Genomic DNA, 22,509 nt, shown 5'->3' with positions numbered 1-22,509 from the left:
GTGGTCCATGGGGTGTGGGGTCCACGGTAGGGGCGGGGTCGTCGCGGGAGGGTTGGCCGAGTCGTAGTGGTGGGGGTGTGCGGGTTCTACGGTTTGGCGGGGTGGGGTGGGGTGCGGGCTTTTGGGTTCTCGCCCCCGCCGCCCCTTCCCTTCCCGTCCCTGGGGGCTGCGCCCCCAGACCCCCCTTGTCCTCGAACGCCGGACGGGCTGACAGTGCCGGACGGGCTGTAGGGGCGCTACTCGGACGTCGTCGCCTTCAGGGCCAGCCACAACTCCATGCGGGTGTCCGGGTCGTCGAGGGAGCGGCCGAGGATTTCCTCCACCCGGCGCATGCGGTAGCGGAGGGTGTGGCGGTGGACTCCGAGGTCGGCTGCCGCCGCGTCCCACTGGCCGTGGCGGGAGAGCCAGGCGCGGAGGGAGGCGACGAGGTCGCCGCGGCCCGTCGCGTCGTGTTCGCGCAGGGCGCGCAGCAGTCCGTCGGCGAACGCCCTGACCGCGTCGTCGGCGAGCAGCGGCAGGACCGACCCGGCGGCCATGTGCTCGTGCTCCACCAGCACCCTCCCCCGTCGCCGCGCCACCGAAAGTGCCTGTTCGGCCTGCTTGTAGGCGGCGGACGCGGCGATCGGTCCGGCCGGTGCGGACAGTCCGGCGACCAGCTCGTCGTCGTCGGCCTTGCGGGCCGCCTCCCGCGCGGCGGCGTGATCGCAGCAGGCGGCCACGACGGCGCCGCCGTCGCAGGCCAGTACGACCAGCCGGTTCCCCTCCGGCACGACCAGGACCACCTCCCCGGAGCGGGCGGCGGCGGACTCCGCGACCTCGGCGAGGGCTCCGAGGGCGTCACCGTTCGCCTCGCCCCCCGCGGCCACGATGATCCGGAAGGGCGCGTCGAGCAGGCCGCCGTACAGGTCCCCGGCCACCGCGCGGGCGTGGTCCGGCTCCCCGGCGAGCAGCATGCGCAGCACGGCGCCGCCGATGCGCTGCTCGGCGGCGTGCAGGGAGCGGGAGCGCTCCGTGGTCAGCGTGAGCAGGGCGATCGCGGAGTGGACGGCGTACCGCTCGGCGGTGCCCAGGGCGGCGGCCGTGCCGACGGCGAGCGCCGCGCGGGGGCGCCGGCCGGTGCCGAGGGAGTGCAGTTCGACCCGGTCCTCGTTCTCCGGGCCGGCCACGACCGAGGAGGCGGGCGCGGGCCGCTCCCGCAGCCGGGTCACATCCGGGACGAGCCGCGCGGCGCGCCGCACCGCCCATTCCGGTGCCGTGGCCACGACGGCGCCCGAGGCGTCGTACAGCGCGGCCCACCCGTCGACCTGGGCGGCGAGTGCGGCCAGCAGCCCTTCGGGGCCTTCCGCCAGCGCCTGTCTGGTCAGTTCCCGCTGGGCCGCGAAGCCCGCGGTCACCGCGCGGTACTGGTCGGCGGCGATGGCGGCGGACACGGCCTTGCTGATGGCGAGGAAGGGGGTGCGGCGCGGTACCTCCAGGAGCGGCAGGCCCTCCGCGCGGGCCGCCTCGACGAGGGCGTCGGGGATGTCGTCGTAGTGGACGCCGACGGCGAAGCCGAGACCGACGACCCCCGCCCCCGCCAGCCGCCTCACATAGCGGCGCATCGCCTCCCGGTCCTCCGCGTCGAGTTTCAGCGCGGTGATCAGCAGGAGTTCCCCGCCCTCCATGTAGGGCACGGGGTCGGCGAGCTCACTGGCGTGCGCCCAGCGGACCGGCACGTCGAGGCGGTCCTCGCCCGCGCGCACGGTCAGTTTGAGCGCGGAGTGGTGGACGAGCGAGGCGAGCGTCGGGGGCATGGGTGCCTTGAGCCTTCGGGTCTGCGTCGGGTGTGTGAGAACACGGTGATCTTTTGGCCGCCGCGTATGAACGGCCTGTGCCGATTCTGCCTCACTGTACGGTCCCCGGCTGCCCGACCGGACAGCTCACCCCCGCAGGTCCACCAGCAGCGGCGGCGCGTGCTCGCCCTTGACGTCGGTCAGCGAGAGCACCGCGTGTCCGGCCGGCACCGCGTGCGCCAGCTCGGAGGCGGACCACCGTTCCCGCTCGACCTGCCGCACGGTGACCGCCCGCGCGGTCGGCGCCTTGCCGGTGATGGCCCGCCGCAGCGCGTGCACCGCCTTGCCCGCAGGGCTCTCCGCGATGATCTGCCGGTCGGTGACGTCCCGGGCCTCGGTCCATTCCTTGCCCCACACCTCGGCGAAGTCCTGGCCGTCCCAGGGGGTGACACCGGCCAGCGCCATCCGGCATCCGGTCGCCCCGAGCAGCGGTCCGCGCAACGGCCTGGGCACGTCGTCCAGGGTGCGCAGCGTCAGCACCGCGCCCGCGTTGGCCGACCGCAGCCGCTGGATGCCCCGCACGGCCTCCGGGGTGACCACGCCGGTCGCGTCGTCCAGTACCAGGCAGGCGAACAGCGAGCGGTCCTCGCGCACCGTCACGCTCGCCGTGAACTGGGCCAGGACCAGCCGCGCCAGCATCCGCGAGGCGTCCGCGTGCCCGCGCTGGGGCAGGTCGACGCGCACCCGCACCGGGTGGTCCAGCGCCTTGAGCGAGAACGGCCGGGACTGTCCGGACGTGTCGAAGAACCCCGCGAAGGCCGGCCGGTCCAGCAGCGCCACCCGGTCGGCGAGGACGCCGCCGACATCGCCGGGGTGGGCCAGCTGCCGCTCGCGGGCGTCGAGTTCGCGCAGCAGCGACTCCTGGCCCGAGGCCTGGAGCCCGGTGCGCAGATCGGCCAGCGGGCCGGGGGAGCCGTCGAGGAGCTGCCGCAGCTCGGGGACGGTCGGGAAGCGCCCGTGCACCGCGCGGAACGGGCCCAGGAGCTGGGCGAGGACGGTGGTGGAACGGCGGCTGTCGCTGCCCGGGTGCGGATCCGCCAGGTCCCCCACCAGCGCCTCGGCCAGGACGGCCGCGGCCTCGTCGGGGTCGGTGGTGCCGCCGTACAGGTCGAGGTCGTAGACCGAGTCGGGGCTGCCGATCCGTACGACGACGTCGTACGCGTCGGCCTCGCCGAGCCCCGCGCCCGCCGCGCCGACCACGACCACGGCGGCCTTCCCGGCCAGCGCGTGCAGGCACAGCGACTCAGCGAGTGGCCGGACGACACCGCCGGTCTTGCCGGAACCGGCCGGCCCGACGGCGAGGAGCGAGGTGCCGAGGAGTTCCGGGCCGAGGGCCAGGCCGGTGCCGCGGTAGCCGTAGGGGTTGCGGGGGTCGTCGGCGGTCGTACCGAGCCGCACCTGCCCCGTCAGCAGGTCGTGACGGGCCTGGCGGACCGGCAGGTCGCGCGCGCCGGAGGGGTGGACGCAGGCGGCGGCGCCGGCCGTGAGCACGGCTCCGGTGAAGGTGGCGAGGCTGTGCCGGCCGCCCAGCACGCCCTGCCAGGCACGGGCGATGCGGGCGTGGTCGACGTCCCGCATCAGCCCGGCGCGGGCGTCGGCGGCGAGCCGCTCGGCGGCGTCCACGGCACCGGCGGCGCGCAGGGCGGGCCAGGTGGCGGGGTCGGCCTCGGGGGCGGGCGGGTGCTGGTCCCGTACGGGGCCTTGGCGCCAGGCGGGCGGGCCGTAGCGGCGCCAGATCTCGCTCCAGCGGCCGAGGCGGCCCACGCCGACCATGATGATCCCGGCGACCAGCACGTAGTAGGCGTAGACGACCACGACGGCGCCGAAGCTGTGGGGCTCCGCCCAGGAGTCGGGGATCATCGCGTAGAGCGGCAGCAGCCACCAGCCGCCGAGGTAGCCGTTCCACAGGAGCGACCAGACGAGCCAGCCGACGAGGAACGCGATCAGGGCTCCGCTGAGCAGCTGGCGTCCCGGGACGCGCTCCGGTTCCTCCTCCGGGCGGGGGCGGTGCCCGAACCGCCACACGCCGGGGAGGGCCTCGGGGCGGGGGGTGCGGAGCCAGGTGAGGAACGCGGATCCGTCGGGCGGCGGGGGCGTGCCGGGTGCCCTTGTGGGGCGTGGGGGAGCCGTCGGTACGTCCGGTGGGCCCGCCGGGCGCGGCACGGGGTTCGCATGTGTGCCCCGCGCGTCCTGGGTACCGTCGCTGTTCATCGCCCTTGCCCCCTGAGCTGCCGCTCCATCCGCCGTCAGCGAGTCAATCTAACGCCCCGACAGGCGCAGTCCATCGCATACACGGTCCTGACCGCGGGCAGTCGTGCCTCCCCCAGTGCCTTGAAGGCCTGGGAGGTGCCCCCGGGGCGGCACGGGTGGCGCAGTGGCACCCCGCGAACGCGGCAGGTGAAACGCGCCCCGCCCAGCGGCACGACTGCCCGCGACCGGGTTATGTCCACCGCGGACAAGCCGGGCGTTCGGACAACGCCCACATGGAGCATGCCCACCCCCCGCTCCCCGCCCTAGCCTGCGAGAAAAGAACGCAAGCGTCCGAAACACCCCCCAGGAGCCCCGCATGACCGCACTTCCGCAGGAGCGCCGCGTCGTCACCGCCATCCCCGGACCGAAGTCGCAGGAGCTGCAGGCCCGCCGCACGGCCGCGGTCGCGCAGGGCGTGGGCTCCGTGCTGCCCGTGTTCACCACCCGCGCGGGCGGCGGCATCATCGAGGACGTCGACGGCAACCGGCTGATCGACTTCGGTTCCGGCATCGCCGTGACCTCCGTCGGCGCCTCCGCCGAGGCCGTCGTCCGCCGCGCCTCCGCCCAGCTCGCCGACTTCACCCACACCTGCTTCATGGTCACGCCGTACGAGGGCTACGTGGAGGTCTGCGAGGCGCTCGCCGAGCTGACCCCGGGCGACCACGCCAAGAAGTCGGCGCTGTTCAACAGCGGCGCCGAGGCCGTCGAGAACGCCGTCAAGATCGCGCGTGCGTACACCAGGCGGCAGGCGGTCGTCGTCTTCGACCACGGCTACCACGGCCGTACCAACCTCACCATGGCGCTGACCGCGAAGAACATGCCGTACAAGCACGGCTTCGGACCGTTCGCGCCCGAGGTGTACCGCGTCCCGGTCGCCTACGGCTACCGCTGGCCGACCGGCCCGGAGAACGCGGGCCCGGAGGCCGCCGCGCAGGCCATCGACCAGATCTCCAAGCAGGTCGGCGCCGAGAACGTGGCCGCGATCATCATCGAGCCGGTGCTCGGCGAGGGCGGCTTCATCGAGCCGGCCAAGGGCTTCCTGCCCGCGATCAGCCAGTTCGCCGAGGACAACGGCATCGTCTTCGTCGCCGACGAGATCCAGTCCGGCTTCTGCCGCACCGGCCAGTGGTTCGCCTGCGAGGACGAGGGCATCGTTCCGGACCTGATCACCACCGCGAAGGGCATCGCCGGCGGGCTGCCGCTGGCCGCCGTCACCGGCCGCGCGGAGATCATGGACGCCGCCCACTCGGGCGGCCTGGGCGGCACCTACGGCGGCAACCCGGTCGCCTGCGCGGGCGCGCTCGGTGCGATCGAGACGATGAAGGAGCTCGACCTCAACGCCAGGGCGAAGAACATCGAGGCCGTCATGAAGGCCCGCCTCACCGCCATGGCCGAGAAGTTCGACATCATCGGCGACGTCCGCGGCCGGGGCGCGATGATCGCCATCGAGCTGGTCAAGGACCGTGACACCAAGGAGCCGGACCCCGGGGCGACGGCCGCGCTGGCCAAGGCCTGCCACCAGGAGGGCCTGCTGGTCCTGACCTGTGGCACCTACGGCAACGTGCTGCGCTTCCTGCCCCCGCTGGTCATCGGCGAGGACCTGCTGGGCGAGGGTCTGGACATCATCGAGCAGGCGCTCGCGCGCATCTGAGCCGGCATCGGGGCAGGTGAGCCGCCCGGAACGGCCGCCGGAACCGGTGAGCGGCAGAGCGTGTGAAGAACGTGTGCGGGGTGGATGACGGGAGCCCGTCGGCCCTGTCGCGGGGCCCACCCCCTGCCGTAGGTTTCTCCGCGGATGAGAGATACACCCCGCCCACGGGGAACCGTGGGTGGTTCAGGCCGGGGCCTCCCCAGCTTCGACCTGGTCGTGCCCTCGCGCACACGAACCGGGGCCGGAAGGCTTCGGGTCTCCTCACGATCGGACGGTCGCCCGCCCCAAACCCCCCGGGGCGCGCGACCTGCCGATCGGGACGGCCGTCCGGGCGCATCACGCGGCAAGCCGTTCCCCGAAGGGCCAGTGCATACCCCCCCTTGCACTGGCCCTTCGGCGTGTGCCGGGCCCCCGCCTGCGAAGCTGTGCAGCATGCTGCTGCTGGGACCGCCCGTTCTCCTCTTCGCGCTGATCACCTGGCAGGTCGTCGCCGACGGTCCGCTGGTGGGCCTCGACGAGCGGCTGAGCCGGGAGCTGGTCCATCCGGACCGGGCCTCCGAACTCCTCGCCGACCTCGGCAACGTCCAGGTCGCCGTGCCGGTCCTGGTGATCGCGCTGGCGTACGTCGCCCGGCGCGGGCGTGCCACGGGCAGGGACCGCTGGTGGCTGCCGCCCGCGGCCGGAGTCCTGGCGATGGCGCTGGTGCCGGCGCTGGTCGCGCCCCTGAAGGAGTGGACCGACCGCCCCGGCACCCCGGCCGTGCCCCCGGCGGTCGGCTACTACCCCTCCGGTCACACGGCCACCGCCGTCGTGGCGTACGGCGCGGCGACGCTGCTCCTCCTCCCGCTGCTGCGGTCGCCGGCGGTGCGTCGCGCGCTCGTCGTGGCCTGCGCCGCCCTGGTAGCCGGCGCCTCGTTCGGGCTGGTGCGCCGGGGCTACCACTGGCCGCTGGACGTGGCGGCCAGCTGGTGCCTCGGCGCGGTGCTGCTGATCGGCCTGTGGCTGCTGGTCGGCCGGGGCGGCCACCGGAGGTCCGCCGGGGCTCCGGGCCTCCGATCCGGTACCGGCTGACCGGCCTGACGGCCTCGGTCCGCCGGCTCAGCTGTCGAAACCGAGACCCAGCCGGTCCATCGTGCGCAGCCACAGATTGCGGCGCCCGCCGTGTGTGTCCGCCCTGGCCAGGGACCACTTGGTGAGGGCGATGCCGGTCCAGGCGAACGGCTCCGGCGGGAACGGCAGCGGCTTCCTGCGCACCATCTCCAGCTCCGTGCGCTCGGTCCGTTCCCCCGCCAGCAGGTCCAGCATCACCTCGGCCCCGAAGCGGGTGGCGCCGACACCGAGCCCCGTGTAGCCCGCCGCGTACGCCACCCTCCCCGCGTGGGCCGTGCCGAAGAACGCCGAGAAGCGTGAGCAGGTGTCGATCGCGCCGCCCCACGCGTGGGTGAAGCGGACGCCCTCCAACTGCGGGAAGCAGGTGAAGAAGTGGTCGGCGAGCTTGGCGTAGGTCTCCGGCCGGTCGTCGTACTCGGCGCGCACCCGGCCTCCGTAGGGATAGACCGCGTCGTAGCCGCCCCACAGGATCCGGTTGTCGGCGGACAGCCGGAAGTAGTGGAACTGGTTGGCACTGTCCCCGAGCCCCTGCCGGTTCTTCCAGCCGACCGACGCCAGTTGGTCGGCGGTGAGCGGCTCGGTCATCAGGGCGTAGTCGTAGACCGGGACGGTGTAGGAGCGGACCCGTCTGACCAGGCTGGGGAAGACGTTGGTGCCGAGCGCGACCGTGCGGGCACGGATCCGCCCGTACGGGGTGCGTACGGTCATGCCGGCGCCGTACGGCTTCAGGGTGAGGGCGGGGGTGTGCTCGTGGACGCGGACGCCGAGGTCGAGGCAGGCCCGCTTCAGCCCCCAGGCGAGCTTGGCCGGATGGAGCATGGCCACGCCCCGGCGGTCGTACAGGCCGGCCTCGAAGGTCGGGGAGTTCACCTGGTCCCGCACGGCCTCGGCGTCCAGGTACTCGATGCCGTCGGCGAGGCCCTTGGCGCGGATCTCCTCGTACCGGTCCTTGAGTTCCCACGCCTGGTACGGCTCGGTGGCGACGTCGATCCCGCCGGTGCGTTCGAAGTCGCAGTCGATGGAGTGGCGGGCGACCGCCTCCTCGATGGCGTCGAGGTTGCGGGCGCCCAGCCGCTGAAGGGTGTGGATCTCGTCCGGCCAGCGGGTCAGGCCGTTGGGCAGGCCGTGGGTGAGGGAGGCGGCGCAGAATCCGCCGTTGCGGCCGGAGGCGGCCCAGCCCACCTCGCGGCCCTCCACCAGCACGACGTCCCGTTGGGGGTCGCGCTCCTTGGCGATCAGCGCGGTCCACAGTCCGCTGTAGCCGCCGCCGACGACCAGCAGGTCACAGGTCTCGGCGCCGGTGAGGGCGGGCTCGGGTCCGGGCCTGCCGGGGTCGTCCAGCCAGTAGGAGACCGGCCGGGTCTCGGAAAGGGATTTCGTCCAGCGGCTCATGGCGCTCGGGGCCATGATGTCAACTCCCTACGGGGGACTGCGGAGGTGTTTCTACGCCTTCTGCCGGTTGCGGCGGTTGCCGACGGCCATGGAGACCAGGACCAGGAGAACGGCGATGACGAACATGGCCGTACCGATGACATTGATCTGAACCGGGGTTCCGCGCTGTGCCGATCCCCAGACGAACATCGGGAAGGTGACGGTCGAGCCGGCGTTGAAATTGGTGATGATGAAATCGTCGAAGGAGAGCGCGAAGGCGAGCAGCGCGCCCGCCGCGATCCCGGGGGCGGCGATCGGCAGCGTGACCCGGACGAACGTCTGGAACGGGCCGGCGTACAGGTCCTGCGCGGCCTGCTCGAGCCGGGGGTCCATCGACATCACGCGCGCCTTCACGGCGACCACGACGAAGCTGAGGCAGAACATGATGTGGGCGATCAGGATCGTCCAGAAGCCCAGCTGGGCGCCCATGTTGAGGAACAGGGTGAGCAGCGAGGCCGCCATGACCACCTCGGGCATCGCCATCGGCAGGAAGATCAGCGAGTTCACGGCGGAGCGGGCGCGGAAGCGGTAGCGGACCAGCGCGAAGGCGATCATCGTGCCGAGGAGGGTGGCGCCGAGCGTCGCCCACAGCGCGATCTGGAGGCTGAGGGCCAGCGAACCGCACAGCCCCGAGACGCCGCAGGGATCACGCCACGCCTCCGTGGAGAACTCCTGCCACGCGTAATTGAAGCGGCCCTTCGGATGGTTGAAGGAGAACACCGTGACGACGACGTTCGGCAGGAGGAGATACGCGAGGGTCAGCAGTCCCGCGATGACGACGAGACGGCGCTTGAGCCAGTTGACGACGGCCATTTAAACCAGATCCTCCGTCCCGGACCTGCGGATGTAGAGGGTGACCATGAGGAGGACCGCGGCCATCAGGATGAACGAGAGTGCCGCGGCCGTCGGATAGTCGAGGATCCGCAGGAACTGCGACTGGATGACGTTGCCGGCCATGCGGGTGTCGGTGGAGCCGAGCAGATCCGCGTTGATGTAGTCGCCGGTGGCGGGGATGAAGGTCAGCAGCGTGCCGGAGACCACGCCCGGCATCGACAGCGGGAAGGTGACCTTGCGGAAGGTGGTCGAGGGCTTGGCGTACAGGTCGTTCGCCGCCTCGTGCAGCCGGGGGTCGATGCGCTCCAGCGAGGTGTAGAGCGGCAGGATCATGAACGGCAGGAAGTTGTACGTCAGACCGCAGACCACCGCGAGCGGCGTGGCGAGCACCCGGTCGCCGACGGTCCAGCCGAGCCAGGCCGTGACGTCCAGGACGTGCAGCGTGTCCAGGGCGCCGACCAGCGGACCGCCGTCGGCGAGGATCGTCTTCCAGGCGAGCGTGCGGATCAGGAAGCTGGTGAAGAACGGCGCGATCACCAGGATCATGATCAGGTTGCGCCAGCGTCCCGCGCGGAAGGCGATCAGATACGCCAGCGGGTAACCGAGCAGCAGACACAGCACGGTCGCGGAGGCCGCGTAGAGCACCGAGCGCACGAACTGCGGCCAGTACTCGGACAGCGCGTCCCAGTAGGTGGCGAAGTGCCAGGTGACCTCGTAGCCCTCCTCCAGGGAGCCCGTCTGCACGGACGTGGAGGCCTGGTAGATCACCGGCAGCGCGAAGAACACGAACAGCCAGAGCAGGCCGGGCAGCAGCAGCCAGTACGGGGTCCAGCGGCCCCGCCTGCGCGGTTGTTCCGTCTTTGGCGGGGCGGGCGCCAGGGGTGGCGCCTCGGTGACCGTCGTCATCGGGCGGCCTCTTCCTCGACGGTCTCGACGCCCGCGTCGATGTCCTGCGCCGCGTCGAGGCCGAAGGTGTGCGCCGGGTTCCAGTGCAGGACCACCTCGGCGCCGGGCACCAGCCGGGTGTCGCGGTCGATGTTCTGGACGTAGACCTCGAAGCCGGCGCAGACCGGGCTGTCGACGACGAACTGCGTGGAGACGCCGATGAAGCCGGCGCCGGCGATGCGGCCGGTGATCCGGTTGCGGCCCTCGGGTATCCCGCCGGCGTCGTCGGCGTGGGTGAGGGAGATCTTCTCCGGGCGCACCCCGACCAGCACCTTGCCGCCGGTCGTCGCGGGTGCGCTGTTGCGCGCCCCGGGCAGGACCAGCTTGCCGCCGCCCGCCTTGAGGACGATCTCGTCGCCGGACCTGGTGTCGACCTCGGCCTCGATGAAGTTGGAGGTGCCGAGGAAGTTGGCGACGAAGGTGGTGCGCGGGTTCTCGTAGAGGTCGGCGGGCGGGCCGAGCTGTTCGACGCGGCCCGCGTTCATCACGGCGACCGTGTCGGCCATGGTCATGGCCTCCTCCTGGTCGTGCGTGACATGGACGAAGGTGATGCCGACCTCGGTCTGGATGCGCTTGAGCTCCAGCTGCATCTGGCGGCGCAGCTTCAGGTCGAGGGCGCCGAGCGGCTCGTCGAGGAGCAGCACCTTGGGGTGGTTGATCAGCGCGCGGGCCACCGCGACGCGCTGCTGCTGGCCGCCGGAGAGCTGGTGCGGCTTCTTGCGGGCCTGTTCGCCGAGCTGGACCAGCTCCAGCATCTCCTCGACCTGCTTCTTCACGCTTCGGATGCCGCGCCGGCGCAGACCGAAGGCGACGTTCTCGAAGATGTCGAGGTGCGGGAAGAGGGCGTAGGACTGGAAGACCGTGTTCACCGGCCGCTTGTACGGCGGGAGCGCGGTGACGTCCTGGTCGCCGAGGTGGACGGTGCCGCTCGTGGGCTCCTCCAGGCCCGCGATCATCCGCAGGGTGGTGGTCTTGCCGCAGCCGGACGCGCCGAGCAGGGCGAAGAAGGAGCCCTGCGGCACGGTCAGGTCCAGGGGGTGTACGGCGGTGAAGGAGCCGTACGTCTTGCCGATGCCGGTGAGGCGGACGTCCCCGCCGTGGCCGGCCGTGGTGGTGTCTTCGGTCGTCTTCATCTCGTCACGCCCCAGTGAGCTTCGCGAACTTCTCTTCGAATTCCGTTTCTTCCTCGGCGCTCAGGGAGCGGAAGGCACGGGACTTGGCCTGCATGGCCTGGTCGGGGAGGATCAGCGGGTTGTTCGCCGCGTCCTCGTCGATCTTCGCGAGCTCGTCCTTCACTCCGTCGACGGGACAGACGAAGTTGATGTAGGCGGCGAGCTCGGCGGCCGGCTGCGGCTCGAAGTAGTAGTCGATCAGCCGCTCGGCGTTGGTCTTGTGCCGGGCCTTGTTGGGGATCAGCATGTTGTCGCTGGACGTCATGTAGCCGCTGTCCGGGATCAGGAACTCGATGTCCGGGTTGTCCGCCTTGAGCTGGACGACGTCACCGGCCCAGGCGAGACAGGCGGCGAAGTCGCCCTTGGCCAGGTCGGCGGTGTAGTCGTTGCCGGTGAAGCGGCGGACCTGCCCCTTGTCGACGGCCTTCTGCAGCCGGGCGATCGCCGCGTCGTAGTCGTCGGCGGCGAACTTCGCCGGGTCCTTGTCCATGTCGAGCAGGGTCATGCCGACGGTGTCGCGCATCTCGGTGAGGAGGCCGACGCGGCCCTTGAGCCTCGGGTTGTCCAGCAGGTCGGAGAAGGTCCTCACCTCGACGCCGTCGAGCGCCTTCTTGTTGCAGGCGATGACCGTGGAGATGCCCTGCCAGGGGTAGGAGTAGGCGCGGCCCGGGTCCCAGTCGGGGTTGCGGAACTGGGCGGACAGGTTGGTGAAGGCGTTCGGGAGGTTGGCCGGGTCCAGCTTCTGGACCCAGCCGAGGCGGATCAGGCGGGCGGCCAGCCAGTCGGTGAGGACGATGATGTCGCGGCCGGTGTCCTGGCCCGCGGCGAGCTGCGGCTTGACCTTGCCGAAGAACTCGGTGTTGTCGTTGATGTCCTCGGTGTACGTGACCTTGATGCCGGTCCTCTTGGTGAACGCGTCCAGCGTGGGGTGTTCGCGCCCGCTGTCGTCGACGTCCATGTACTCGGTCCAGTTGGAGAAGTTGACGGACTTCTCCTCCTTCGAGTGGTCCTCCGCCGAGACGCCGCCCCGGGTGTTGCCGGCCGGGGGGATGCCGCAGCCGCTCAGCGCGCCGAGTCCGCCGACCGCGAGCGCGCCGCCCGCGGAGGCGCGCAGCAGGGAACGGCGGGACAGGGCCGCCCTGCCGGTGCGGAAACTGCGCCGCACGGCGGCCACCTGGGCCGGTGAGAGGCGGTCGGGCTCGTACTGCTCCATGCGCGTGGTGCCCTTTCGGAGGGTGGCCGCGGGTCGGGCGGCCTGGCTGCTATCGGTCCCCGAAGACGGTGCGGTGCCAGTCCTTGCGGACCACCGCGGTGTTGTCGAGCATGACGTGCTTGATCTGCGTGTACTCCTCGAACGAGTAGGCGGACATGTCCTTGCCGAAGCCGGACGCCTTGGAGCCGCCGTGCGGCATCTCGCTGATGATCGGGATGTGGTCGTTGATCCACACGCACCCGGCCTTGATCTCGCGGGTGGCGCGGCCCGCGCGGTACACGTCCCGGCTCCATGCGGAGGCGGCGAGTCCGTACGGGGTGTCGTTGGCCAGCGCGATGCCCTCGTCGTCGGTGTCGAAGGGCAGGACGACCAGCACCGGACCGAAGATCTCGGACTGCACGACCTCGCTGTCCTGCGCCGCGTCGGCGATGAGCGTGGGGCGATAGTACGCGCCGTCCCGCAGTTCGCCCAGGGGTGCCTCGCCGCCGGTCACCACGCGCGCACAGGCGCGCGCCCGGTCGACGAAACCGGCCACGCGGTCGCGCTGGGCGTGCGAGATCAGCGGGCCGAGGTCGGTGCCGGGGGCGAAGGGGTCGCCGAGCCGGACGGTCTCCATCAGGGCGGCGGTGCGCTCGACGAACGCCTCGTGGAGCGGGCGCTGCACGTACGCGCGCGTGGCGGCCGTGCAGTCCTGCCCGGTGTTGATCAGCGCGCCCGCCACGGCGCCGTGGACGGCTGCGTCGAGGTCGGCGTCGTCGAAGACGACGAAGGGGGCCTTGCCGCCGAGTTCCAGGTGGAGGCGCTTGACGGTGGCGGTGGCGATCTCGGCGACCCGCTTGCCGACGGCGGTGGAACCGGTGAAGGAGGTCATGGCCACATCGGGGTGGCCGACCAGGTGCTCGCCCGCCTCCTTGCCGGTGCCGGTGACGACATTGATCACGCCGTCCGGGATTCCGGAGTCGGTGGCGGCCTGGGCGAAGAGGAGCGAGGTCAGCGGGGTGAGCTCGGCCGGCTTGAGGACGACGGTGTTGCCCGCGGCGACCGCCGGGAGGATCTTCCAGGCGGCCATCTGGAGGGGATAGTTCCAGGGGGCGATGGAGCCCACGACACCGATGGGCTCGCGGCGGACGTAGGAGGTGTGGTCGCCGGAGTACTCGCCGGCCGACTGGCCCGTCAGGTGGCGGGCGGCCCCGGCGAAGAAGGCGATGTTGTCGATCGTGCCCGGGACGTCGAACTCGCGGCTCAGCTTCAGGGGTTTGCCGCACTGCAGTGACTCCGCGCGGGCGAAGTCCTCCGCGCGGTCGGCGACGACGGCGGCGAACCGGTGCAGGGCGTCGGACCGCTCGCCGGGAGTGGCACCGGCCCACGCCGGAAACGCCTCCCGCGCGGCGTCGACGGCCGCGTCGACGTCGTCGGGGCCGGCGAGTTCGTACGTGTACACCTCGGTACCGGTGGCCGGGTCGACGACCGCGTGGGTCCGGCCCGAGGTGCCCTTCGTCAGGCGGCCCGCGATGAACTGCGCGCCGTCCGCGAACCGTTCCCGGGCGGGAAATCGTTCCGGGGAGGTGCTGCCCGGGTTGTGCATGTCGCTCTCCTCCGTGTCCCCGAGGGGGCGGCGTGGCTCCAGCTCGATTTGAGTGCCGATCCTGACAGAGCGGTGGGACTCCAACAAGTGATTCCGTTGTTTCCTTTTGGTTACGCGACGGAATCTGTCGACCGGGTGTCGAGTGACCGCGGAAAAGGCAGGACGGGGTGTCGGTGGTCGCTGCCAGAATCACGTGCATGGAGAGGATCACGGGGGTGTTGGACTCACGGGAGAAGCTGACCGAGGCGCTGCGGGCCGGGACGAGGGTCAAGTACCTGCACTTCTGGGGGCACCGGCCGCTGCCCGACGGCCGGATCGGGGCGAGCTGTCTGAGTCAGTGGTGGCCGTCGCCGTTCACGGTGGACGGCGTGGAGTACGCGACGGCCGAGCACTGGATGATGGCGGCCAAGGCCCGGCTGTTCGGTGACGTGGAGGGGGAGCGGCGGGTGCTGGCCGCGGAACATCCCTCGCAGGCGAAGAAGGCCGGGCGGCTGGTGCGGGGCTTCGACGAGGAGACATGGCGGCGGGAGCGGTTCGGCGTCGTCGTCGAGGGCGGCGTGCACAAGTTCGCGGCCCACGCGGACCTGCGGGGTTTCCTGCTGGGCACGGGCGAGCGTGTGCTGGTCGAGGCGAGCCCGGTGGACCGGGTGTGGGGCATCGGCCTCGCGGCCTCCGACGAGGGGGCGGGTGACCCGGAGCGCTGGCGGGGCCCGAACCTGCTGGGATTCGCGCTGATGGAAGTCCGGCGACGACTGCGGACCGGCTGAACGGGAGCCTTCGCACACGGCGCAGGGCCGGTCCGAACGGACCGGCCCTGCGGAGGACGAGCGTTCAGGACGCGGCGCCGATGCCTCCCATGACACTGGCGAACAGCAGGATGCCGAGCAGCGGCAGGATCACCGTGGCCACGATGCCGCAGACGAGCCCGGCGGTCGCCGAGCCCTTGTTGGTGGCCTCGCCGCGGTTCGCCTTCCCCCGGCCGACGGCGCCGAAGACGATCGCCAGGATGCCCAGGATCACGCCGAAGATCCACAGGAAGAAGGTGAGGCTGCAGACCAGGCCGATGATGCCCAGCACCAGTCCGGTGGTCCCCATGCCGTTGTTCGGCTGCACGGGCATCGCGTAGCCGGGCGTCTGCGGATAGGGCGCGGGGGGCATGCCCTGCGGAGCGGGGCCCGTCGGGTAGCCGTAGGACGGACCGGACTGTGGATAGCCGTAACCGGGGCCCGGCTGCTGCGGGGGCTGGGACGGCGGCCCGAACCCACCGGGTGCGGGATTGGTGCCGGACATGAAAACGCTCTCCCCTCCGTTAAAACTGACCTCGGCATCATAGGGACTGCACGGCTTCCCGAAGGACGGATTCCAGGGGCTCGGACCACTTCACGGCCCGTCTCCCGGACTGCTTCACGGACCGCCCCCCTGAAGCGGCACCCCGGGAAGGTCCGCGCCCGACGGAAAGGGACCCGGCACCGGTTCCCACCGGTGCCGGGCCCCTTCATCGCGCCGGCCGCGTCCGGACCCTCAACCGGAGAAGCCGACGTGCGCGAGCCGCAGCGGGCCGCGCAGTCGCAGGCGCACGTCGTGCACACCGTCGACGACGGCGAAGGACGCGCGGAGCGTGGTGTAGTCGTACGGGCCGGACGTGGGCGCTTCCGGCGACAGCTCGGCGAGCGCCGGCCCGCCGTCGAGGGACAGTTCGACCGTTCCCCCGCCGGAGACCTCGACGGTCACCTCCGTCACCCCGCCGTCGAAGTCGCAGCCCCGGAAGAGGAGCTCGCCCTCCTTGCCGGCCACGGCGGTGACCGAGTCGCCCGCCGTCTTCGTCCGGTCGACGATCTCGATGCCGCTCTGCTCGTCGAAGTCGGCACCGCCCAGCCCGTGTTCGAGAACGGCACGCGGAGCGGCCGGCTCACCGTCCAGCGTCACGGTGGCCCGTGCGCGCACGTCCTCGCTGGAGGCCCCGGCCAGCAGCTCGTACGCCCCCGGCTCCACCCGCCACCGGCCCACCGCCACGTCCCAGAACGCGAAGACGGACAGCGGCAGCACGAAGGACAGCCCGGCCGACTCCCCGGGCGCCAGCGTCACCCTCCGGTGCGCCAGCAGCTCGCGGCGCGGACGCGGGACCGAGGGGTCCACGGCCCGGGTGTAGAGCTGGGGCACCTCGTCGGCGGTGACGTCACCGGTGTTGGTGACGGTGAAGGAGACGTGTACCGCCGCCTCGACGACGTCCGCCGTCAGCTCCCCGTAGGAGAAGCCCGCGTACGACAGGCCGTGCCCGAAGGGGAACAGCGGCGTGCCCTCGAAGTACAGGTAGGTCTGCCGGCCGCCGATCACGTCGTAGTCGAGGAGGTCCGGCAGGTCGGCGTCGTCGGCGTACCAGGTCTGCGGCAGCCGGCCGGCGGGGGAGACGTCACCGGCGAGCACCCGGGCCAGCGCGGTGCCCGCGGCCTGTCCGCCGTGCGCGGTCCACAGCAGCGCCGGGAGGTCCGCCGCGTCCACCGCGTACGGGTAGGCGGAGGTCAGCACCAGCACCGTGTTCGGGTTGGCGGCACGGGCCGCGCGCAGCAGCAGCTCCTGCTGGGCGGGCAGCCGCAGCGTCGTACGGTCCTCGGTCTCGCGCCCGTTGATGTGCGGATCGTTGCCGGCGACCACCACGACCACGTCGGCGCCGGCCGCGGCGCGCGTGACCGCGTCCGCCCCGCGTTCGACGACGACCAGCTCGAAGACCTCGGGATCCTCCTCGGCAACCTTCACGCCGTCGGCGGCGACCTGCACGTGGCGTCCCGTCCCCACGTGCCTGAGGAGGTGACCGTCCCCGTGCGGTTCCAGCCGGAACGTCTCCTGCACGACCCAGCCGCCCGGCTGGTCGGCGGAGGCGCGCACGTACCCGTCCTCGGCGACCGAGAGGTAGCGGCCGTCGGGCGCCCGCAGGGTGAGCACGCCCTCGCCCCAGTCGGCCAGGGCGAGCTCGGTACCGTCCGCCCGAGCGGTGAGCGGCGGCAGGTCGGTGCGGCCCGCGAGCAGCGCCGGGTCGAGGGCGCCCTCGGCGCCGCGCGCCGTCTCGGCGGCCTCGGGGGCCGGCGGGACGTGCAGGAACGTACCTGCGGAGGTCTTCAGCAGCACCCGGTCCACGCCCTCGGCGAACTCCACGCGCTCGGCGCCGAAGCGCTCGTGGAGCCCCTCCAGGGGAGTGACGCGGTGGATGAGGCTGCCGCTGTACCAGTCGAGCTTGCACTCGTCGGCGAGCAGCCCGACGACCGCGATCCGGGTGTCCGGGGCGAGCGGCAGCGGGCCGTCGTTCTTCAGCAGGACGATCGCCTGCTCGGCGGCCTCCCGGGCGAGCGCCCGGTGCTCGGGGGTGTCGAAGGGCTGCTCCCCGGCGTACGGGTCCGCGCCCGGGTCGAACTCGCCGAGCCGGAACCGCACCGAGAGCTGACGGCGTACGGCCGTGTCGACGTCGGCCTCCGTCAGCAGGCCCCGCTCCAGCGCGCCCCTGATACGTCCGATGATCGTCGAGCTGTCGGTGCCGTGGTCGGTGAAGCTGTCGACCCCGGCCCGCAGGGCCGCCGCGGTGGCCTCCTCGTGGGTGTCGAAGTAGTGCTCGGAGTCGACCAGGTTGGACGGCGCTCCGGCGTCCGAGCAGACCAGCAGGTCCTCGTCGGTCCAGGCGCGCAGGTGCTCGCGCAGATACGGCGACACGTGGTTCGGGCGGCCGTTGACCAGGTTGTACGCCGGCATCACGCCGGCCACCGTGCCCGCCTCGACCGTCTCCCGGAAGGCACGCAGATCGTACTCGTGGAGCACGCGCGGGCGGACGGAGCTGGAGGTGGTGTCGCGCTCCGTCTCGTTGTTGTGCGCCAGCCAGTGCTTGAGGACGGGGGCGGTGCGCCAGTAGGCCGGGTGGTCGCCGCGCAGGCCCTGGGTGTAGGCGGTGGCGATCGCCGAGGTGAGCTTCGGGTCCTCCGAGTAGCCCTCCTCGCCCCGGCCCCACAGGGGGTGGCGCAGCAGGTTGACGGTCGGCGCCCAGACGTTGAGGCCGACGCGGTCGTCGCGGGTGCGCATCGCGCGGGTCTCGCGGGAGACCGCCTCGCCCACCCGGCGCACCAGCTCCTGGTTCCAGGTGGCGCCCAGGCCGACGGCCTGCGGGAACACCGTCGCAGGGCCCATCCAGGCGACGCCGTGCAGGGCCTCCTGTCCGGTGCGGAAGGCGGCGACGCCCAGGCGCTCGACGGCGGGCGCGAACTGGTGCAGAAATCCGATCTTCTCGTCGAGGGTGAGCCGCGACAGAAGGTCGTCGATGCGCTTCGCGAACGGCAGGGCCGTATCGCGGAAAGGCGGCGTAGGCGGCGTTTGTGCGGTCACGTGGAGTTCCCCTCGGGATGGAGCGACGAGGCGCTTTCGAAGCGCTTCGATGCTCATTCGGGGTGGGGGTGGGTGTCAAGGGATCCGAGGACAGCAGATCGGATGCCTCATGAAAGATCCATGGGCATGACGCCTGCATCGCAATCGCGCATACATCCGAGGAATCTTCGATGCGACTCTTGTGTGCCCCTGGGTGTTCACTTAACCTCGCAGCAACATCGAAGCGCTTCGACTGCGAGGCCCGCCATTCCGGCGCACCTTCCGCCGAACCACCGCTTCGGCTCAGCCAGTTCCACTGAAGACACCGCAGCCGACGGCCACCGCCGGGTGTCCTGGTGCGCCATGAAGGGTTGACGCAATGACGCCGAACGCCGCCCCCAACTCCTCCGGACCGAGCCGGAGAAGCTTCCTCGCCTCCACGGCGGTCGCCACCGCAGCGGTGGCCGGAGGAATGCCGCTGCTCGCCGCGTGCGGTGGATCCGACGGAGGTTCGCGGGACGGCACCACGTCGGGCAAGGACGCCAAGAAGATCCTCCCGGCGTACGTGGCGAGCAACGTGGTCACGCCCGACATCCCCAGCAAGAACGGTTCGGCGGTCGGCTTCACCGGCAAGCTCGACCTGGCGGGCCTGAAGACGTCGGTGCCGAAGAAGCTCGGCAAGGGCGGCAAGGTCACCGTCATGTCGCCGTTCTGGGGCTCCCCGCCCAAGGGCGGCAACGCCTACTACAGGTCGATGAACGACCTCATCGGCGTCGACGTGGTCTGGCAGAACCAGGACGGCAACACCTACGACCAGAAGCTCGGCGCCGTCCTCGCCTCCAGCGAGGTGCCCGACGTGGTGGTCGTGCCCGGCTGGAACATGACGGGCAAGATCCCCAGCGCCATCATCAGCAAGTTCGCCGACCTCGGCCCGTACCTGTCCGGCGACGCCGTCAAGGACTACCCGAACCTCGCGGCGATCCCCACCGACGCCTGGCAGCGGTCCATCTTCGGCGGCAAGCTGCGCGGCCTGCCCATGCCCTCCTCGTACGTGTCCGGCATCGTGCCGCTGTACCGCCAGGACATCTTCGAGAAGGAGGGCTACGAGGTCCCCCGCTCGTGCGACGAGTTCATGGAGCTGGCCAAGGACGCCACCAACGCCAGGGCCAAGCGCTGGGCCTGCCTGGACATGAAGTGGACCGCCTTCAACGCCTTCGGTGTGCTCTCCGGCAACGAGAAGTCGCTCGGCTGGAACCTGGCCGACGGCAAGCTGGTCTACCGCATCGAGACCGAGGAGTACCTCGAGGCCCTGGAGTGGACGCGCAAGCTGTTCGCCGCCGGCGTGGTGCACCCCGACGCCGAGCTGGGCAAGAGCAACGCCAGCGACCCCGGGCCCAAGTTCGCCGCCGGTGAATTCCTGATCTACAACCAGGACATGTCGCAGTGGTGGAGCCGCACCGCGGAACAGGCCACCCAGAACCCCGAGTTCAAGATCTGGGGCATGGACTTCTTCGGGCACGACGGCGGTGACCCCACGCTGTGGGCGCAGAACCCGGCGAGCATCTTCGCCTTCGTCAACAAGAAGGCGTCCGAGTCCGTGATCCGTGACGTGCTGGCCGTCGCCAACGTCACCGCCGCGCCGTACGGCACCAAGGAGTACATGGCCACCAACTACGGCGTGGAGGGCACCCACTACACCGTCAAGGACGGCGTGCCCACCAAGACCGACCAGGGCAACATCGACGTGATGAACGCCTACGTGATGATCGCGAGCCCGGCCGCGACCATCGCCCACCCCGACTTCCCCGAGGTCGCCAAGGGCCAGGTGGAGTGGCAGCAGCGGATGGGCGCCTTCACCAGGAAGCCCTCCTTCTACGGCATGCAGATCACCGAGCCCGCCCGCTACACCAACCTCTCCAACGACTTCGAGCAGCTGGAGGACGACGTCGTCCGCGGCCGCAAGAAGATCAGCGACGTGCAGCGGGCCGTCTCCGACTGGAAGAGCAAGGGCGGGGACGAGCTCCGCGACTGGTACAAGAAGATCCTCGACGAGAACGGCTCGGCGGCCGGCTGACCGGGTACCGAGGCAAGGAGAACCGCCGTGTCCCACAGCACGGTGCCTCGGAGCGACACCGAGGCCGAAGCGAAGGAGAACACCCCGGCGGCGCACGGCGGCGCCGCCGGGGCCACCGGGAAACCACCCGCCGGGAAGCTCAGCCTCCGGCTGAGGTTCAGACGCGACCGCGTCCTGCTGCTGATGACGCTGCCGGCCGTGCTGCTGGTGCTGCTCTTCAACTACGTGCCGATCCTCGGCAACGTCGTCGCGTTCCAGGAGTACGACCCCTACATCAGTGACAACGGGGTCGTCTCCATGCTGCACAGCCCGTGGGTGGGCCTGGAGAACTTCCAGCGCATCTTCGAGGACTCCGCCTTCTGGAACTCGGTGCGGAACACGCTGGTGCTGTTCTTCCTCCAGCTGGTGCTGTACTTCCCGATCCCCATCCTGCTCGCGCTGCTCATCAACAGCGTGGTCAGGCCCCGGGTGCGGGCGATCTCGCAGGCCATCCTCTACCTGCCGCACTTCTTCTCGTGGGTGCTGGTCATCGCCGTCTTCCAGCAGCTGTTCGGCGGCGCCGGACTGCTCTCCCAGCTGCTGCGCGACCACGGGTACGACGGGCTCGGTCTCATGACCGACCCGGAGACCTTCAAGTTCCTGGTCACCGCGCAGAGCGTGTGGAAGGACGCGGGCTGGGGGATCATCGTCTTCCTCGCCGCGCTGGCCTCGGTCAGCCCCGACCTGTACGAGGCCGCCGCGATGGACGGCGCGAACCGCTGGCGCCGCATGTGGCACGTCACGCTGCCCGCGCTGCGCCCGGTGATCGCCCTGCTGCTGGTGCTGCGCGTCGGTGACGCCCTGACGGTCGGCTTCGAACAGATCCTGCTGCAACGTGACGCCGTCGGACCGGGGGCCGCGGAGGTCCTCGACACCTTCGTGTGGTGGAACGGTGTGCGCAACCAGGACTTCGGCTACGCGGCCGCCGCGGGGCTGGTCAAGGGCGTCATCAGTCTCGGCCTGGTCCTGATAGCGAACAAGGTGGCCCATCTCATGGGCGAGCAGGGGGTGTACAAGAAGTGACCGCCGTCATCGACAAGCCCGTACGCACGCCCGGCCGCTGGGCGGCCCCGCCCCGGCCGGCGTGGGAGGAGAAGCCCAGCCGGGCCGGGATCGCGGGCAAGGGTCTTGTCCTGTTCCTCGCCTGCTTCGCCATCCTGTTCCCGCTGTGGATCGTCGTGGCCACCAGCCTGTCCACCCGCAAGGCCATCGACGAGGCCGGCGGGCTGGTGATGATCCCGACGGACATCACCTTCATCGCCTACCAGGAGCTGCTCAGCGGCGGCCAGGTCACCCGGGCCGCGCTCGTCAGCATCGGCGTCACCCTCGTCGGCACCGTGTTCTCGATGGCGGTGTCGGTGCTGTGCGCCTACGGGCTGTCCCGCAGCGGCTCCGTCGGCCACCGCTGGCTCCTCATGGTGCTGCTGGCCACGATGTTCTTCAGCGCCGGCCTCATCCCCACCTACCTGCTGGTGCAGTCCCTGGGCCTGATGGACAGCTACCTCGCGCTGATCCTGCCCAGCGCGATCAGTGTCTTCAACATCCTGGTGCTGCGCGGCTTCTTCATGGGCATCTCGCAGGAGCTGATCGACAGCGCCCGCATCGACGGCGCCGGGGACCTGCGCATCCTGCGGCAGATCGTGCTGCCGCTCTCCCGCGCGGTCGTCGCGGTGATCACGCTGTTCTACGCCGTCGGCTACTGGAGCGCCTGGTTCAACGCCTCCCTGTACCTGAACGACCAGGACATGCTGCCGCTGCAGAACGTCATGATCCAGCTCGTGCAGAAGCAGGAGGCGCCGGTCGGCCTGGGGCAGGCGATCAAGACCGGTGAGCTGTCCGGTCTCGCCGTGCAGATGGCTGTCATGGTGATGGCGTTGCTGCCGGTGGCCGTGTTGTCGCCGTTCGTCCAGAAGCACTTCAAGAAGGGCATGCTCACGGGGGCCGTCAAGGGCTAGCGCCCTGAGCTGTGGGGGAACTCGCGTGGTCTTCGACTGCCGGTTCGCTGTGGTCGATCGCGCAGTTCCCCGCGCCC

General features: G+C 71.2%; 16 protein-coding genes. 6 read left to right on the top strand and 10 right to left on the bottom strand.

The features are described from left to right. Positions 1–236: 236 nt before the first annotated feature. Both ACFXAE_RS30665 and ACFXAE_RS30660 read right to left on the bottom strand, forming a co-directional pair. The gene (locus ACFXAE_RS30665; RefSeq protein WP_384721015.1) at positions 237–1,793 is read right to left on the bottom strand and encodes a PucR family transcriptional regulator; all 1,557 of its coding nucleotides are present in this window, start codon (positions 1,791–1,793) and stop codon (positions 237–239) included. Between the two features lie 126 nt (positions 1,794–1,919). Beyond that, the gene (locus ACFXAE_RS30660; protein WP_384721012.1) at positions 1,920–4,043 is read right to left on the bottom strand and encodes an ATP-binding protein; all 2,124 of its coding nucleotides are present in this window, start codon (positions 4,041–4,043) and stop codon (positions 1,920–1,922) included. A 355-nt stretch (positions 4,044–4,398) separates the two neighbouring features. Here ACFXAE_RS30660 and gabT point away from each other — a divergent pair, with 355 nt between their 5' ends. Beyond that, positions 4,399–5,733, top strand: coding sequence for a 4-aminobutyrate--2-oxoglutarate transaminase (gene gabT / locus ACFXAE_RS30655; protein WP_384721009.1), 1,335 nt, complete (start codon positions 4,399–4,401; stop codon positions 5,731–5,733). A gap of 432 nt (positions 5,734–6,165) precedes the next feature. Then, positions 6,166–6,804 (top strand): phosphatase PAP2 family protein, encoded by a 639-nt coding sequence (locus ACFXAE_RS30650; protein ID WP_384721006.1) that lies wholly within the window; start codon positions 6,166–6,168, stop codon positions 6,802–6,804. 27 nt (positions 6,805–6,831) lie between these two features. Here the strand turns inward: ACFXAE_RS30650 and ACFXAE_RS30645 are convergent, their stop codons facing one another. Genes ACFXAE_RS30645 through ACFXAE_RS30620 form a run of 6 tightly spaced genes read right to left on the bottom strand, consistent with a single transcriptional unit; the run spans position 6,832 to position 14,023 of the window. Then, the gene (locus tag ACFXAE_RS30645) at positions 6,832–8,250 is read right to left on the bottom strand and encodes an NAD(P)/FAD-dependent oxidoreductase (protein ID WP_384721003.1); all 1,419 of its coding nucleotides are present in this window, start codon (positions 8,248–8,250) and stop codon (positions 6,832–6,834) included. 36 nt (positions 8,251–8,286) lie between these two features. After that, positions 8,287–9,087 carry an ABC transporter permease gene (locus ACFXAE_RS30640; RefSeq protein ID WP_384721000.1) on the bottom strand — a complete coding sequence of 267 codons (801 nt, stop codon included), beginning with the start codon at positions 9,085–9,087 and terminating at the stop codon, positions 8,287–8,289. Then, positions 9,088–10,014: an ABC transporter permease gene (locus ACFXAE_RS30635; protein ID WP_384720997.1), complete on the bottom strand. Its 927-nt coding sequence runs from the start codon at positions 10,012–10,014 to the stop codon at positions 9,088–9,090. Further along, positions 10,011–11,186 carry an ABC transporter ATP-binding protein gene (locus ACFXAE_RS30630; protein WP_384720994.1) on the bottom strand — a complete coding sequence of 392 codons (1,176 nt, stop codon included), beginning with the start codon at positions 11,184–11,186 and terminating at the stop codon, positions 10,011–10,013. The genes ACFXAE_RS30635 and ACFXAE_RS30630 overlap by 4 nt, the downstream gene beginning before the upstream one ends. 4 nt (positions 11,187–11,190) lie before the next feature. Further along, a complete protein-coding gene (locus ACFXAE_RS30625; protein ID WP_384720991.1) occupies positions 11,191–12,438 on the bottom strand; it encodes a spermidine/putrescine ABC transporter substrate-binding protein in 1,248 nt (415 codons plus the stop codon). Positions 12,439–12,487: 49 nt separating this feature from the next. After that, on the bottom strand, positions 12,488–14,023 hold the full coding sequence (locus ACFXAE_RS30620; protein ID WP_384720988.1) for a gamma-aminobutyraldehyde dehydrogenase: 1,536 nt from the start codon (positions 14,021–14,023) through the stop codon (positions 12,488–12,490). 197 nt (positions 14,024–14,220) lie between these two features. On the opposite strand from ACFXAE_RS30620, the gene ACFXAE_RS30615 reads away from it, so the two are divergent. Next, positions 14,221–14,790, top strand: a complete 570-nt coding sequence (locus ACFXAE_RS30615) for an NADAR family protein (RefSeq protein WP_384720985.1) — start codon at positions 14,221–14,223, stop codon at positions 14,788–14,790. 64 nt (positions 14,791–14,854) lie between these two features. Here the strand turns inward: ACFXAE_RS30615 and ACFXAE_RS30610 are convergent, their stop codons facing one another. Both ACFXAE_RS30610 and ACFXAE_RS30605 read right to left on the bottom strand, forming a co-directional pair. Continuing rightward, positions 14,855–15,313: a DUF4190 domain-containing protein gene (locus tag ACFXAE_RS30610; protein WP_384720982.1), complete on the bottom strand. Its 459-nt coding sequence runs from the start codon at positions 15,311–15,313 to the stop codon at positions 14,855–14,857. 231 nt (positions 15,314–15,544) lie between these two features. Further along, positions 15,545–18,385 (bottom strand): glycoside hydrolase family 3 C-terminal domain-containing protein, encoded by a 2,841-nt coding sequence (locus ACFXAE_RS30605; RefSeq protein ID WP_384720979.1) that lies wholly within the window; start codon positions 18,383–18,385, stop codon positions 15,545–15,547. 358 nt (positions 18,386–18,743) lie between these two features. Here ACFXAE_RS30605 and ACFXAE_RS30600 point away from each other — a divergent pair, with 358 nt between their 5' ends. From ACFXAE_RS30600 to ACFXAE_RS30590, 3 genes are read left to right on the top strand one after another with little or no spacing between them, the layout of a single operon-like run. After that, complete coding sequence (locus tag ACFXAE_RS30600) at positions 18,744–20,438, top strand: extracellular solute-binding protein (RefSeq protein WP_384720976.1); 1,695 nt, start codon at positions 18,744–18,746, stop codon at positions 20,436–20,438. 27 nt (positions 20,439–20,465) lie between these two features. After that, positions 20,466–21,500 carry an ABC transporter permease gene (locus ACFXAE_RS30595; protein ID WP_384720973.1) on the top strand — a complete coding sequence of 345 codons (1,035 nt, stop codon included), beginning with the start codon at positions 20,466–20,468 and terminating at the stop codon, positions 21,498–21,500. Then, positions 21,497–22,432 carry a carbohydrate ABC transporter permease gene (locus ACFXAE_RS30590; RefSeq protein WP_384720970.1) on the top strand — a complete coding sequence of 312 codons (936 nt, stop codon included), beginning with the start codon at positions 21,497–21,499 and terminating at the stop codon, positions 22,430–22,432. The genes ACFXAE_RS30595 and ACFXAE_RS30590 overlap by 4 nt, the downstream gene beginning before the upstream one ends. Positions 22,433–22,509: the final 77 nt, after the last annotated feature.

The organism is Streptomyces sp. NPDC059454 (assembly GCF_042749965.1).
In the GTDB taxonomy this organism is placed as follows: Bacteria; Actinomycetota; Actinomycetes; order Streptomycetales; family Streptomycetaceae; genus Streptomyces.
Note: the sequence above shows the minus strand (reverse complement) of the source record. Positions and strands in the feature narration are given on the sequence as shown.

Coding starts and splice junctions, on each gene's coding strand:
- ACFXAE_RS30665 (WP_384721015.1), bottom strand. CDS start 1,793: ATGCCCCCGACGCTCGCCTCGCTCGTCCACCACTCCGCGCTCAAACTG.
- ACFXAE_RS30660 (WP_384721012.1), bottom strand. CDS start 4,043: ATGAACAGCGACGGTACCCAGGACGCGCGGGGCACACATGCGAACCCC.
- gabT (WP_384721009.1), top strand. CDS start 4,399: ATGACCGCACTTCCGCAGGAGCGCCGCGTCGTCACCGCCATCCCCGGA.
- ACFXAE_RS30650 (WP_384721006.1), top strand. CDS start 6,166: ATGCTGCTGCTGGGACCGCCCGTTCTCCTCTTCGCGCTGATCACCTGG.
- ACFXAE_RS30645 (WP_384721003.1), bottom strand. CDS start 8,250: ATGGCCCCGAGCGCCATGAGCCGCTGGACGAAATCCCTTTCCGAGACC.
- ACFXAE_RS30640 (WP_384721000.1), bottom strand. CDS start 9,087: ATGGCCGTCGTCAACTGGCTCAAGCGCCGTCTCGTCGTCATCGCGGGA.
- ACFXAE_RS30635 (WP_384720997.1), bottom strand. CDS start 10,014: ATGACGACGGTCACCGAGGCGCCACCCCTGGCGCCCGCCCCGCCAAAG.
- ACFXAE_RS30630 (WP_384720994.1), bottom strand. CDS start 11,186: ATGAAGACGACCGAAGACACCACCACGGCCGGCCACGGCGGGGACGTC.
- ACFXAE_RS30625 (WP_384720991.1), bottom strand. CDS start 12,438: ATGGAGCAGTACGAGCCCGACCGCCTCTCACCGGCCCAGGTGGCCGCC.
- ACFXAE_RS30620 (WP_384720988.1), bottom strand. CDS start 14,023: ATGCACAACCCGGGCAGCACCTCCCCGGAACGATTTCCCGCCCGGGAA.
- ACFXAE_RS30615 (WP_384720985.1), top strand. CDS start 14,221: ATGGAGAGGATCACGGGGGTGTTGGACTCACGGGAGAAGCTGACCGAG.
- ACFXAE_RS30610 (WP_384720982.1), bottom strand. CDS start 15,313: ATGTCCGGCACCAATCCCGCACCCGGTGGGTTCGGGCCGCCGTCCCAG.
- ACFXAE_RS30600 (WP_384720976.1), top strand. CDS start 18,744: ATGACGCCGAACGCCGCCCCCAACTCCTCCGGACCGAGCCGGAGAAGC.